Origin of the sequence: Amycolatopsis sp. NPDC050768, from assembly GCF_040654155.1 — a bacterium.
Classification (GTDB): Bacteria; Actinomycetota; Actinomycetes; order Mycobacteriales; family Pseudonocardiaceae; genus Amycolatopsis.
The window spans coordinates 53,880-67,172 of the sequence record NZ_JBFAHL010000018.1; the positions used below are offsets into that span (position 1 = coordinate 53,880).

At 68.9% G+C, this 13,293-nt stretch carries 11 protein-coding genes; 6 read left to right on the forward strand and 5 right to left on the reverse strand.

Features of this window, described 5'->3' with window-relative positions; translation table 11 throughout:
* Positions 1–45: 45 nt before the first annotated feature.
* Positions 46–993, reverse strand: coding sequence for a nucleoside hydrolase (locus AB0H62_RS38880; protein ID WP_220237558.1), 948 nt, complete (start codon positions 991–993; stop codon positions 46–48).
* A 53-nt stretch (positions 994–1,046) separates the two neighbouring features.
* Between AB0H62_RS38880 and AB0H62_RS38885 the strand changes: the two genes are divergently transcribed.
* Positions 1,047–1,802, forward strand: a complete 756-nt coding sequence (locus tag AB0H62_RS38885) for an acyltransferase (protein ID WP_220237559.1) — start codon at positions 1,047–1,049, stop codon at positions 1,800–1,802.
* A gap of 75 nt (positions 1,803–1,877) precedes the next feature.
* Here AB0H62_RS38885 and AB0H62_RS38890 read toward each other — a convergent pair whose 3' ends face one another.
* Together AB0H62_RS38890 and AB0H62_RS38895 are read right to left on the reverse strand one after the other, a co-directional pair.
* On the reverse strand, positions 1,878–3,212 hold the full coding sequence (locus tag AB0H62_RS38890) for an APC family permease (protein WP_360591669.1): 1,335 nt from the start codon (positions 3,210–3,212) through the stop codon (positions 1,878–1,880).
* Positions 3,209–4,090, reverse strand: coding sequence for a carbon-nitrogen hydrolase family protein (locus AB0H62_RS38895; protein ID WP_360591671.1), 882 nt, complete (start codon positions 4,088–4,090; stop codon positions 3,209–3,211). The genes AB0H62_RS38890 and AB0H62_RS38895 overlap by 4 nt, the downstream gene beginning before the upstream one ends.
* A 77-nt stretch (positions 4,091–4,167) precedes the next feature.
* On the opposite strand from AB0H62_RS38895, the gene AB0H62_RS38900 reads away from it, so the two are divergent.
* The 3 genes from AB0H62_RS38900 to AB0H62_RS38910 all read left to right on the forward strand — a co-directional run bounded on the left by AB0H62_RS38900 (position 4,168) and on the right by AB0H62_RS38910 (position 6,844).
* Complete coding sequence (locus AB0H62_RS38900; RefSeq protein ID WP_360591673.1) at positions 4,168–4,893, forward strand: FCD domain-containing protein; 726 nt, start codon at positions 4,168–4,170, stop codon at positions 4,891–4,893.
* A gap of 100 nt (positions 4,894–4,993) precedes the next feature.
* The gene (locus tag AB0H62_RS38905; RefSeq protein WP_360591675.1) at positions 4,994–6,454 is read left to right on the forward strand and encodes an alpha/beta fold hydrolase; all 1,461 of its coding nucleotides are present in this window, start codon (positions 4,994–4,996) and stop codon (positions 6,452–6,454) included.
* A 45-nt stretch (positions 6,455–6,499) separates the two neighbouring features.
* Positions 6,500–6,844 carry a nuclear transport factor 2 family protein gene (locus tag AB0H62_RS38910; RefSeq protein ID WP_360591677.1) on the forward strand — a complete coding sequence of 115 codons (345 nt, stop codon included), beginning with the start codon at positions 6,500–6,502 and terminating at the stop codon, positions 6,842–6,844.
* Between the two features lie 45 nt (positions 6,845–6,889).
* Here the strand turns inward: AB0H62_RS38910 and ilvA are convergent, their stop codons facing one another.
* Together ilvA and AB0H62_RS38920 are read right to left on the reverse strand one after the other, a co-directional pair.
* A complete protein-coding gene (ilvA, locus tag AB0H62_RS38915; protein ID WP_354880368.1) occupies positions 6,890–8,146 on the reverse strand; it encodes a threonine ammonia-lyase IlvA in 1,257 nt (418 codons plus the stop codon).
* A 358-nt stretch (positions 8,147–8,504) separates the two neighbouring features.
* A complete protein-coding gene (locus tag AB0H62_RS38920; RefSeq protein WP_360591680.1) occupies positions 8,505–9,932 on the reverse strand; it encodes a short-chain fatty acyl-CoA regulator family protein in 1,428 nt (475 codons plus the stop codon).
* Positions 9,933–10,161: 229 nt separating this feature from the next.
* On the opposite strand from AB0H62_RS38920, the gene aceA reads away from it, so the two are divergent.
* Both aceA and aceB read left to right on the forward strand, forming a co-directional pair.
* Entirely contained in the window at positions 10,162–11,451 is a 1,290-nt protein-coding gene (aceA, locus tag AB0H62_RS38925) for an isocitrate lyase (protein WP_220237568.1), read from the forward strand.
* A 66-nt stretch (positions 11,452–11,517) separates the two neighbouring features.
* Positions 11,518–13,125 (forward strand): malate synthase A, encoded by a 1,608-nt coding sequence (gene aceB, locus AB0H62_RS38930; RefSeq protein ID WP_220237569.1) that lies wholly within the window; start codon positions 11,518–11,520, stop codon positions 13,123–13,125.
* Positions 13,126–13,293: the final 168 nt, after the last annotated feature.

Genomic DNA, 13,293 nt, shown 5'->3' on the forward strand with positions numbered 1-13,293 from the left:
CGCCACCCAGCGGCGACGGCTGCGAACCGCCCGGCGACCCCGCCATCACCGGCCCCCGGCAAGTCTCGAAAGCACGAACTCCCGCAGCCCGTCGAGGTCGGTGTCGACAGCGACCTCGATCGGCCGTCCCGTCGGATCGATCGGCACCGCGCGGCGATCGACGAGCGTCATTCCGCGCGCCGGCCCCGCGGTCACGTCGATGTCCACCGGGTAGGTCTCCGTCTGCAGAATCCCGGGGTTGATCGCCTCCGCGACGGCCACCGCGTCGTGCATCACGATGCCGTCGAAGCCCAGGACCTGCCGGTAGTGGGCGAGGTAGTCGGGCGTCAGCCCTTCCAGCGTCTGGCCCAGCGGCCCCGACGAGGCGAGCTTCGCCAGCCACGCGCTGTCCACGGCGCAGCGGTGCGTGAGATCGAGGGGGACCATCACGCACGGCACGTCGTCCTCGGCGATCACGCGGCGCGCGGCTTCGGGGTCGGCCCAGATGTTGAACTCGGCGACGGCCGTGCTGTTGCCGCGCGCGACGCCGCCGCCCATCAGCACGATGCGCGAGATCTTCGACTTGACGCCGGGGTGCGCGGCGAGCAGCGCGGCGATGTTGGTGAGCGGTCCGATCGGCGCGATCGTCACCGGTTCGTCGGACGCTTCCAGCAGCGAGACCATCAGCCCCACGGCGTCCAGCGACTCCAACGGCCGCTTCGCCTCGGGCAGCGTCGCGGCGTGGCCCGAGAGCCCGTCGTTGCCGTGGACGTGGCTCGAACCGCGTTTGTTCAGGTGCACCAACGGCCGTGAAGCCCCGGCGGCGACCGGCACGTCGGGGCGGTCGCACAGCTGGAGCAATCGCCGCGCGTTGGCGGTGGTGCTGGTCAGCGGCACGTTGCCGAAGACCGTCGTCACCCCCAGCAGTTCGACGTCGGCGGAAACCGCCGCCAGCGCGATCGCGAAAGCGTCGTCGACACCGGGGTCGGTGTCGATGATCAGCTTGCTCCCCATCCGTGCTCCCCTTGCCTGTGGCGGGCGTCCCTGCACAGGTTACGGTCATCGGCATGACGTCGATGTGGGGTGCGCCCGCGTTGTCCCGCGTGCGTGCCTGGCGGCGGGCCCGGCGCGACCCGCACCAGGCGAAGTTCCTGACGCGTGACTCGCTGCGCTGGGTCTTGCGCAATCGGGCGTACACGCCGTGGTATCTCGTGCGGTACTTCCGCCTGCTCAAGTTCCGGCTCGCCAACCCGCACATCATCCTGCGCGGCATGGTGTTCCTCGGGAAGAACGTGGAGATCCACTGCCGTCCCGGTTACGGCCGGCTCGAGATCGGCCGCTGGGTCCACATCGGTGACGGAAACGCGATCCGCTGCCACGAGGGGTCCCTTCGCATCGGCGACAAGTCCGTGTTCGGGCGGCAGAACGTGATCAACTGCTACCTCGACATCGAGCTCGGCGCCGCCACCCTCGTCGCCGACTGGGTGTACATCTGCGACTTCGACCACGTGACGGCCGACATCCACGTGCCCATCAAGGACCAGGGAATCGTGAAGTCGCCGGTGCGCATCGGTCCGGACACGTGGCTCGGCACGAAGGTCAGTGTCCTCAAGGGAACGCGTGTCGGCCGCGGCTGCGTGCTCGGCGCGCACGCCGTGGTCCGCGGCGACATCCCGGACTACTCCATCGCGGTGGGCTCGCCCGCGCGCGTGGTGCGCAACCGCCAAGACGACTACGCCGCCGACGCCGCCCGCCGCGAAGCCGTCGCCGACATGGCGCGCAAGGCGAACAAGGCCCTGCAGAAGACGCTCGGCGAGGGCTGACGTTTTGCCACTCTGCGGCGACGACCTGGTTGTCGCCGCTGAACGGCAACTTGGCCATCCAGCGGCGACAACCCGTCACTCCTCGAACGACATCTCCGGCGGCGGCCGGCGGAACCCACGCGTCAGCACGACCAGGTAGACGATCCCGATCCCCAGCCACACCAGGCCGAAGGTCAGGGCGAGCCCGTCGAGGTTCACCAGCAGCCACAGGTCCACCACTGCGCCGATCGCGGGAGCGACCAGCCACGTCAGCACGTTGCGCGAAGTCGTGTGCCGCGTGCGGATCCAGGTCGCGATCACACTCACGTTGACCATCGTGAAGGCCGTGAACGCGCCGAAGTTGATGAACGACGTCGACGTGGTCACGTCCAGCGCCAGCGCGACCAGCCCGACGATGCCCGTCAGCCCGATCGCGAACGCCGGCGTGTTCAGCTTCGGCTGCAACCGGCCGAAGATCCGCGGCAGCACCCCGTCGCGGCCCATCGCGAACATCAGCCGCGACGCGCTCGCCTGCGCGGCGATGCCCGACGCGAACTGCGCCACCACCAGCCCCGCCAGGAACAACGCCCCGAACAGCGAGCCACCGATGTGGCGCGCGATCTCGAACGCGGCCGACGACTCGTCGTCGAACACGAAACCCGGGTGCACGAGCTGGGTGACGTACGCGAGCACGATGAACACGCCGCCGCCGATGAGGGCCGTCAGCAGGATCGCGCGCGGGATCGTCCGCTTCGGCTCCACGGCTTCCTCGGTCAACGTCGTCACGGCGTCGAAGCCCAGGAACGAGTACGCCGCCACCGCGGCGCCGCCCGAGATCGTGCCGAACGTGCTGCCCGGGTGGAAGAACGGGTCACCGCTCGCCACTGAGTGGCCATCGGCGAGCACCTGCTTGAGCGAAAGCACCACGAAGAACACGATCACGAGTACCTGGAAGGCCATGAGGACGAAGTTGGCCTTCTCGGCGATCTTGATGCCCAGCACGTTGAGCAGCGACGTCAGCACGATGAACGCGATCAGCCACAGCCAGCTCGGCACGTCCGGGAACTGCGCCGACAGGTAGGCGCCGCCGATCAGCCAGATCACCATCGGCAGGAAGAAGTAGTCGAGCAGCACCGCCCAGCCGACGAGGAAGCCGAGCCGGGAGTCGATGGCCTTGCGCACGTAGGTGTAAGCGGAGCCGGCGACGGGGTGCGTCGCGGCCATCTTGCCGTAGCTCGCGGCCGTGAACAGCATCGCGACCAGCGCCACGACGTACGCCGATGGCACCGTGCCCGCGGTCGTCGTCGCCACGACGCCGAACGTGCCCAGCACGATCAGCGGCGCCATGTACGCGAGTCCGAAAAGGACGACGCCGGGCAGCCCGAGCCGTCGTTCGAGCTTGGCTCCGGGGGTCACCTTCGTGGTGCTCATCGGGCTCCTTCTCCTCGCGGACGCCACCGGTCCGGCTCGATGCGGCCCCCGTACAGGGGGAGTTCCAGCGGTTTGTCACCCGGCGTGAACTGGTCCCACATCCGGTTGACGCCGGCGGTCCCTTCGCGACGGACGCGGGCGACCTCGTCCAGGTCGACCGTGCTCGCGAGCACGCCGGACGCGGCGCCCGGCAGCTCGCCGAGCACGGTGCCCTCGGGGTCCACCAGGATGCTGTCTCCTACCCCGATGGGCCCGGCCGTATTCACGCTCGCCACGAAAACCTGGTTGGTGATCGCGTTGGCGCGCGCGAGCACGAGCTCCTGCGCGCGGTCGGGAGTGGTGGTCTGCACCGGGTTGAGCACGAGCTCCGCGCCGAGCCACGCGAGGTGGCGCGTGACCTCGGGGAACCAGGCGTCGTAGCAGATCGAGAAGCCGATTCGCCCCTCATCGGCGAGATCGGCGACCACGAAACGGTCACCCGGGTCATAAGGCTCATACGGCCGCCACGGGAACACCTTGCGGTAGCTGCCGGACAGCTCGCCTTCAGGGGAGAAGACGAGGGCGGTGTTGAACAGCTCGCCGTGCTCGCCGCGTTCGCAGACGCTGCCCGGCGAAAGCCACACGCCGAGGTCGCCGGCCAGCTGGGCCAGGTCGCGGGTTCGCGGGCCGTCGAGGGGCTGCGCGGCGGCGTTGAGCTGCTCGGCGCGTTCGTCAGCGGTCCCTTCGACACCGCAGAGGTGCAGTTCGGGAAAGGCGACGAGGCGGGTTCCGGGGTGCTCGGCCAGCACGGTCCCGACCTGCTCCGCGAATGCCACGACGGACTCGGTGTACGGCCGCGGTGGCAACTGTGCCAGCGCGATCGGCAGGGGGCGGGGCATGCGCCGAAAAATAGTCCATCTTGCTCACTTAAACAATAGTGTTCACTTTGAGATGTTTTGTTGGGTATGGTCTCCGCATGGCTGCCGACCTGGGTTCACCGGCGCTGACGGGCATCCGGCGCCTGTCCGCGCTCGAGACGGTGCGGGCCCGCATCGCCCTCGCGATCGAGCTGGGCCTGCTGGGCCCGGGGGAGCGGTTGCCGCCCAACGGCGAAATCGCGCGTGCGCTGGGCGTCGGCGACATCACCGTGCGCCGGGCGCTGGTGTCCTTGTGTGAAGACGGCGTGCTGGTGCGCCGCCGCGGCCGCAACGGCGGCACGAGCGTCGCCCCCGACGCGCCGGCGGGCCGGGTCGGGGCGGTGAACGCGTACCGCGAGTCGGCGGACGAGGTCCACGACCTGATCGACCACCGGCTCGTTATCGAGGCGGGGCTCGTCCAGCTCGTCGCCACGCGGCGAACCGACGAGGACGTCGACCGGCTGCGTGACCTCGTCCGCCGCATGGACGACGCCGCCGGGTGGGCCGAGTTCCACGAGCTCGACGCCGAGTTCCACCTCGCCGTGGCCGCCTCGGGCGCGCCGGCGGCGGCGTCGAGGCAGTACGAACTCGTGCTGCGGGAGCTGTACCGCTTCTACCTGCCGTACCGGATGTCGGCGCTGCGGGCGTCCAACCGGGAGCACGAGGTGCTCGTCCGCGCGATCGCCACGCGCAATCCCGACGAGGCGGCGATCATGACCCGCGCCCACGTCGGTGATCTGCACCGGACGATGTTCGTCGGCCTGCCGGACGTGACAGGTTCCTGACGCACGACAGTCCACTACGGACTGATCTCGGCTCATCGGTGACGCACATCAGCCGATCGGCTGATCCGGGTCATCGCGCGCGGGTCCGATGATCATCAACATGCCGAAGTTCCGTTTACTCGTCCCGGTTGTCGCGGCCGTCGCGATGGTCCCCCTCGTGCCGGCGCTCGCGTCCGCGCAAGGGCTCGACTGGAAACCCTGCGTGTCCATCGCGAAGGGCTGGGACGCCGACGACCAGCGCACCGAGTGCGCGCTGGTGACCGTGCCTCTCGACTACTCCGACCCCGGCGGCCGCACGATCGACATCGCCGTCAGCCGAATCCGCGCGACGGGCACGCGCACGGGCGCGATCGTGTTCAACCCCGGCGGCCCCGGCCAATCGGGCATGAAGATGCCGCTCACGATGTCGGAGAGCAAGGCGTCCGGCCTGCTGGAGCACCACGACCTCATCGGCTTCGACCCGCGCGGCGTCGACTACAGCGCGAGCCTCCAGTGCGACGACGACGACGCCCAGCCCGACCCGTCGTTGTCCGAAAAGGACCAGGCGCGGTTCCTCGCCGACCACAAGGCCGCGGCCAACGCGGCGTGCTTCGCGAAGGACCCCGCGCTCGTGAAGTCGTTCACCACGCCCAACATCTCCCGCGACGTCGACCGCATCCGCGAAGCGCTGGGCGAACAGAAGATCGGTTACTACGGCGTCTCCTGGGGCACGGCCCTCGGCGCCGAGTACCGGACGCTCTTCGACAGCCACGTCGACAAGATGCTGCTCGACTCCGTCATGCCGCCCGAGCTGAGCGTCACGACGATGGACGACGACCAGGCCGCCGCGGGAGAGAACACGTTCCGCGAGTTCGCCGCGTGGGTCGCGCGCTACGACTCCGTCTACCACTTCGGCGGCATCGAACCCCAGGTCGAGAAGGCTTTGCTCGACCTGCGCGCCGAACTCGCCGCGCACCCGCGCACCGGCCCCGACGGTTCGCCGCTCAACGGCGAAACCGTCAACCAGTTCTTCGCCTACCCGCGCCGCCAGTGGGTGGAGGCCGCCGGCCAGCTCTCCGCCATCCGCGACGGCGGCGCTCCGGCAGCACAGCCCGACGCCGCGGCCTCGCCGAAAACCGGCTTCGGCTGGGACACCGAACGGACCGGTGGCAACTTCTTCCAGCAGAACGCACTGCTCTGCAACGAATCACCCAGCCCCCGCGACTTCGACACGGTCTGGCAGCACCGCCTCGACCGCATCAAGGCCAACCCGGTCGCCGGCTCGTTCGGCGTCTACGAGCAGATGTGCGTCGGCTGGCCAGTGCCCGCGACGCAGTGGCAGTTCAGCGCCGGCAAGAGCCCTCTGCAGCTCGTCGGCCACGCCTTCGAGCCGGTCACGCCCATCGGCTGGGCCCTCGCCATGCAACGGCAAATCGGCGGCTCCCTCATGACCGTCGAAGACGACGCCCACGGCTCGCTCTCGAGCCTGCCCTGCGCCGCCGCGGCCGTGACGTTCTTCGACACCGGCCAGACGACCACGCAGTCCTGCCCCGGCGAGCCGATCCCGGCTCCGAAGGCGTAGCCGCTGAACGGCGAAACCACGTGACGCCGCGGATAACCTCACCTCGTGAGCGAGATCCTGCGGCGTCACGTGGCCGCGTTCAACAACCGCGACCTCACCACTCTGCTCGCGGGTTTCACCGACGATGCCGTCTGGATCACGGGCACGACGGTTGCCCGTGGCCGCGCCGAGCTGGCCGACCTTTTCGAGAACGCCATGACCCAGCTCCTGCCGACCCTGACCATCGACGAGATCCTGATCGACGGCGACCGCATGGCCGCCCAGCTGACCGAGCGACTCACCCACGGCGGAGCGGAGCACACGTTCCCGATCGCCGGCTTCCACCGCCTTCGAAACGGCCGCATCGCTTCCGCCAAGATCTATCGCGAGGGCAGCGCAGAACTCGACTGAATCCCGTTGCCGTTCAGTGGCGAATGCTTCTGACCAGCGGAAACGTCACAGTAAGAAATGGAACAGCGGGCTCCCCGGCTCCACCTGCTCGACCTGCAGCGGGCTCGCCTCCAGCCGCTTGAGCAGGCCGGGCAGCTCGGCCGGCCGCGGGATCTCGATGCCGATCAGCGCCGGCCCGAGCTCGCGGTTGTTGCGCTTCACGTACTCGAAGCGCGCGACGTCGTCCTCCGGTCCGAGGATCTCGTCGAGGAAGCGCCGCAGCGCGCCCGGCTCCTGGGGGAAGCTGACGAGGAAGTAGTGCTTCAGCCCTTCGTGCATCAGCGAGCGCTCGAGGATTTCGCTGTAGCGGCTGACGTCGTTGTTGCCGCCCGAGACAATGCACACCACCGTCTGCTCGGGTTCGACCAGGACCGTGGTCCCGAGTGCGGCCGACGCCAGCGCGCCCGCGGGCTCGGCGATCACGCCGTCGGCCTGGTACATGGCCAGCATCTCCGTGCACACGGCGCCCTCGGGCACGGAGGTGAGCTCGGCGCCGCTGTCGCGCACGAGTGGGTAGGTCACGCCGCCGGCCTCACGGACCGCGGCGCCGTCCACGAACGAGTCCACCGCGTCGATCCGCACCGGCTTGCCGGCCTCCAGCGCCGCGGCCATGCACATCGCGCCGGCTGGCTCGACGCCCACGACGCGGATCTCCGGGTGCCGCTCGCGCACCCAGGTCGCGATGCCGGCCAGCAGGCCGCCGCCTCCGACGGGCACCACGAGCACGTCCGGCACGAAGCCGAGCTGCTCGACGACCTCCAGCGCCACCGTGCCCTGGCCGGCGACGGTGCGAGGGTCGTCGAACGCGGGCACGAGCGTCGCGCCCGTGCGCTGGGCGTCGTCGTTGGCGGCGGCGAACGCGTCTTCGTACGTCTCGCCGACGACGATCACCTCGATGTGCGCACCGCCCAGCGTCGCGATGCGCTCGCGCTTCTGCCGCGGCGTGGTGCCCGGCACGTACACGCGGCCGTTGGCCCCCAAGCGGCGACACGCGTACGCCACACCCTGCGCGTGGTTACCGGCGCTCGCACACACGACGCCGCGCGAGCGCGTGGCCTCGTCGAGCTGGACGATGAAGTTGTAGGCGCCGCGAATCTTGTACGAGCGGACCGTTTGCTGGTCCTCCCGCTTGAGCCACACCCGCGCGTCGACGCGGGACGACAGCCGGGCGTTCGGCTCGAGCGGCGTCCGGGTGACCACACCCGTGAGCCGCTCAGCGGCCTGTTCCACCATCTGGGCACTGACGGTATCGATCCGTTGCACGATCGTTGAATCTACTTCCCGCTCATCGCGACGTCCGAGGCGGTGCGGGCGGCAGCTGGCGGTCAGCCGTCACCACGTGTTGTGGGAACGGCCTAATTTGCGCAGTCATGATCGTTTCGGACGAGCCTGACCGGCCGGTCTCGGTCGCGCTGACTGCCGCCTTCTTCATGGGCAAGACCGCGGTGTTGCCGGCCATGGGCGCACAGCCGCCGGCGTCCGGTGGCGTCGGATTGCTCGCCGCCCCCTTGGTGCCTGGTGTTGGTGTATTCGGTGGTGGCTCATGCTCAGCGTGTTGTCACTGATCGGCCTCGGGCTCGCCTACCTGCCGGCGTCCAACACCTACATTCGCCTCCACAGCTCATGAACTCTTCGGCACCGCCGGGTACGGGACGAACGTGCTGGTGTTCTCGTCGACCGTCAGCGGCTTGCCGATCGCCGGGAACGCGCGCTGCGAGCAAGCCGGGCGTTCACAGACTTTGCAGCCCATCCCGATCGGCGTCGCCGCGGCCGGCTCGTCCAGGTCGAGGCCGGTGGAGTAGACGAGCCGTCCCGCGTGACGGAGTTCGCAGCCGAGTCCGACGGTGAACGTCTTGCCCGGGCTGCCGAAGCCGCCGATGTTGCGCGAGACCGTGCGCGCGACCCAGAAGTAGCGTTTGCCGTCGGGCAGGGCCGCGATCTGTGTCAGGATCTTGCCAGGCGAGCCGAACGCCTCGTAGATGTTCCACAGCGGACACGCGCCACCCACGCGCGAGAAGTGGAACCCCGCGGCCGACTGGCGTTTCGACATGTTCCCCGCCCGGTCCACGCGCACGAACGAGAACGGGATGCCCCGCTGCTTCGGCCGCTGAAGCGTCGACAGGCGGTGGCACACCGTCTCGAAGCCGACGCCGAAGTGGTCGCACAGCCGCTCGATGTCGTAGCGGAACTTCTCCGCCGTGGTCAGAAAAGGGCCATACGGCAGGATCAGCGCGCCGGCGAAGTAGTTCGCCAGGCCCACGCGCGCAAGTGTCCGCGCGGTCGGCCCCGAGAACGCCCATGAGTCGGCCAGCTCGGTGATCAGGTCGTCGTACTCCAGCAACGCGATCTGCGAAGCCATCCGGAACGCCTGTTGCCCCACGCGCAAGCTCGGCGCGAGCCGCAGCACGCGCGTCGCCGGCTCGTAGCGGTGCTGCTGACCTGCGGCTTCGTTCAGTCCTTCGCTCGTCACCTCCACGCCGTAGCGCTGCCAGAGGCGATCCTTCAGCGACGTCAGCGCCGAGCCTCGGCGCAACGGGATCTCCGCGGCCATGCGTTCGGCGCGCTCGTCGAGCTCCGCGACGTAGTTCTCCCGTTCGTAGAAGAAGTCGCGCACCTCTTCATGCGGCAACGGTGCCGCGGCGCTGCCGTGCAGGCCGAGGCCGTTTTCCGTGGTCAGCACGACCGTGGTCTCCACAGCGTTGCGGTAGCTGCGGTGCAGCTTCACCAGCGCCTGGGCGATCGAAGGCAGGTTGGAGGCCAGCTCGTTGAGCTCGCTCGTGGTCACCTCGACACCGACGACCTCGTCGAGCAGCGCCTCCTTCACGTCCGCGACCAGGCGAGACGTGTCGTTGTTGGCGAAGAACTCCGTGTCGACGCCGAACGCCTGCGTGATCCGCAGCAGCACCGGCACGGTCAGCGGCCGTGAGTTGTGCTCGATCTGATTCAGGTAGCTGGGTGAGATCTCGAGCACACGAGCGAGGTCGGCCTGGCTCATGGAACGGCTCTCACGCAGATGCCGTAGCCGCGCCCCGGCGAAAGTTTTGTCCATCGCTCCTCCGATCGGCCGGAAGGTTTCCGGCCCTGAACGATTACGTGAACGATCAAGGCCGTGGATTTTCACCCGACTTGCCAACCAGTGATTCGCAAGCTTTGCAAGATGCTACGCATCCTTCACATAAATTGGCAAATTGGAGCTATGGACCGCCTTTTCGTGCTCGTGTCAGGGTCGTAACCAGGCAAGGCGAGCAATCGCAAACTTCGCAACACGGGAGAGTCCGATGACCGAGCAGGCCAAGCAGCTCGACCAGGCGGCGGCCGAGCTGGCCGAGCAGTGGAAGACCGACCCCCGCTGGGCGGGCGTCCAGCGGACCTACTCCGCCGCCGACGTGGTGAAGCTGCGTGGCTCCGTCGTCGAAGAGCACACGCTTGCCCGTCGCGGTGCGGAGCGGCTGTGGGAGCTCCTGCGCACCGAGGACTACGTCCACTCGCTGGGCGCTCTCACCGGCAACCAGGCCGTGCAGCAGGTTCGCGCAGGCCTCAAGGCGATCTACCTGTCCGGCTGGCAGGTTGCGGCCGACGCCAACCTGGCCGGCCAGACCTATCCGGACCAGAGCCTCTACCCGGCCAACTCGGTCCCGGCCGTCGTCCGCCGCATCAACAACGCGCTGGGCCGCGCCGACCAGATCAACTGGGCCGAGGGCAACACTGACATCGACTGGTTCGCGCCGATCGTCGCCGACGCCGAGGCGGGCTTCGGTGGCCCGCTGAACGCGTTCGAGTTGATGAAGGGCATGGTCGCCGCCGGCGCCGCGGGTGTGCACTGGGAGGACCAGCTCGCGTCCGAGAAGAAGTGTGGCCACCTCGGCGGCAAGGTGCTGATCCCGACCAAGCAGCACGAGCGCACGCTCAACGCCGCCCGTCTGGCCGCGGACGTGCTGAACGTGCCGACCCTCGTCGTCGCCCGCACCGACGCGCAGGCCGCGACGTTGCTGACCAGCGACGTCGACGAGCGCGACCAGAAGTACCTGACGGGCGGTCGCACCGCCGAGGGCTTCTACGAGGTCAACAACGGCATCGAGCCCTGCATCGACCGCGGTCTGGCCTACGCGCAGTACGCCGACCTGCTGTGGATGGAGACGTCCACTCCGGACCTCGAGATCGCCCGCAAGTACGCCGAGGCGATCAAGGCCGAGTACCCGGACCAGATGCTGGCCTACAACTGCTCGCCGTCGTTCAACTGGAAGAAGCACCTCGACGACGACACCATCGCGCGGTTCCAGCGCGAGCTCGGCGCCATGGGCTACAAGTTCCAGTTCATCACCCTCGCCGGCTTCCACGCGCTGAACTACTCGATGTTCGACCTGGCCCACGGCTACGCCCGTGAAGGCATGACCGCCTACGTCGGCCTGCAGGAGCGCGAGTTCGCCTCCGAGGAGCGCGGCTACACCGCGACCAAGCACCAGCGCGAGGTCGGCACCGGTTTCTTCGACCTGGTGTCCACGGCCCTGAACCCGGAGAGCTCGACCACCGCGCTCAAGGGTTCGACCGAAGAAGACCAGTTCCACTGACGTTTTCCGCGGGCCGGCGACCCGGTCGCCGGCCCGCACCCCTTCTTTCCCTCGCGGAGGTACGAGATGGCCGACAAGCTGAACTACCGCATCGAAATCACCGGTCCCGCCGGTGACCGGTTCGCCGAGATCCTCACCCCGGCCGCGCTGGAGTTCGTGGCCAAGCTCGACAACGCCTTCGCCGGCCGCCGCCGCGAGCTGCTCGACGAGCGCCGTCGCCGTCGCGAGCGCGTGAAGACGGGGGAGGAGCAGCTGGACTTCCTGCCCGAGACACGCCGCATCCGCGCCGACGACAGCTGGCGCATCGCGCCGCCGGCGCCCGGTCTCGAGGATCGCCGCGTCGAGATCACCGGCCCGACGGACCGCAAGATGACCGTCAACGCCCTGAACTCCGGCGCGAAGGTCTGGCTCGCCGACTTCGAGGACGCGACTTCGCCGACGTGGCACAACATCGTCGACGGCCAGCTGAACCTGTTCGACGCCATCCGCCGCAACATCGACTTCACCACCGAGTCGGGCAAGCACTACACGATCGGCGACGACCCGGCGACGATCGTCGCCCGCCCGCGCGGCTGGCACCTGGTGGAGAAGCACATCCGCATCGACGGTCGCCCCCTGTCGGCGAGCCTGGTCGACTTCGGGCTGTACTTCTTCCACAACGCGCGCCAGCTGATCGCGCGCGGCAGCGGCCCGTACTTCTACCTGCCGAAGCTCGAGAACCACCTCGAGGCGCGCCTGTGGAACGACGTTTTCCTGTTCGCGCAGCAGGAGCTCGGTATCCCGCGGGGCACGGTCCGCGCGACCGTGCTGATCGAAACGATCACCGCGGCGTTCGAAATGGACGAGATCCTCTTCGAGCTGCGCGAGCACGCTGCCGGCCTCAACGCGGGGCGCTGGGACTACATCTTCAGCGTCATCAAGAACTTCTCCGAGCACGGCGCCGACTTCGTGCTGCCGGACCGCGCGCAGGTCACGATGACGGTCCCCTTCATGCGTGCCTACACCGAACTGCTGGTCCGCACGTGCCACCGCCGCGGCGCGCACGCGATCGGCGGGATGGCAGCTTTCATCCCGAGTAAGGATCCTGACGCCAACGCGACTGCGTTCGAGAAGGTCCGCCAGGACAAGGAACGCGAGGCGGGCGACGGATTCGACGGCTCGTGGGTCGCGCACCCCGGCCTGGTCCCCGTCTGTCGCGAGGTCTTCGACAGCGTGCTGGGCGGCTGGCCCAACCAGCTGGGCCGCCTGCGTGAGGACGTCGACGTCACCGCCGCGGACTTGCTCGACGTCGCCTCCGCCGGCGGCGAGGTGACCGAGGCCGGCGTTCGCGCCAACATCAACGTCGCCCTGCGCTACATCGACTCCTGGCTGCGCGGCACGGGCGCCGCCGCGATCCACAACCTCATGGAAGACGCCGCGACGGCCGAGATCGCGCGGTGCCAGGTGTGGCAGTGGATCCGCAACGGCACGAAGTTCGCGGACGGCACAGCGTTGACGCGCGAGCTTGCCGTGGAGTTCCTGGACGACGAGTTCGAGTCGGTCCGCGCCGATCTGCCCGCCGGCCACCGCCTCGACGACGCCCGCGCCATCTTCACCGAGACCGCCTTGGGCGAGAAGCTCCCGGGCTTCCTCACGACGAGCGCCTACGCCCGCCACCTGTGCGACGCGCGGTGACCACGCTCCGGCCGCCCCTGACCTGACCGGGGGCGGCCGGTTTCCCGCACCGCTTTGGGACGGTGCGGCGAGACGGGTCCGGTGGCGGAGGCTCCCCGCCACCGGACCCGGGTTTTCGTCTGTTGCCGTCCAGTGGCTAGGCGCTGGTGGGCGGCGCTTTTTGGGTCT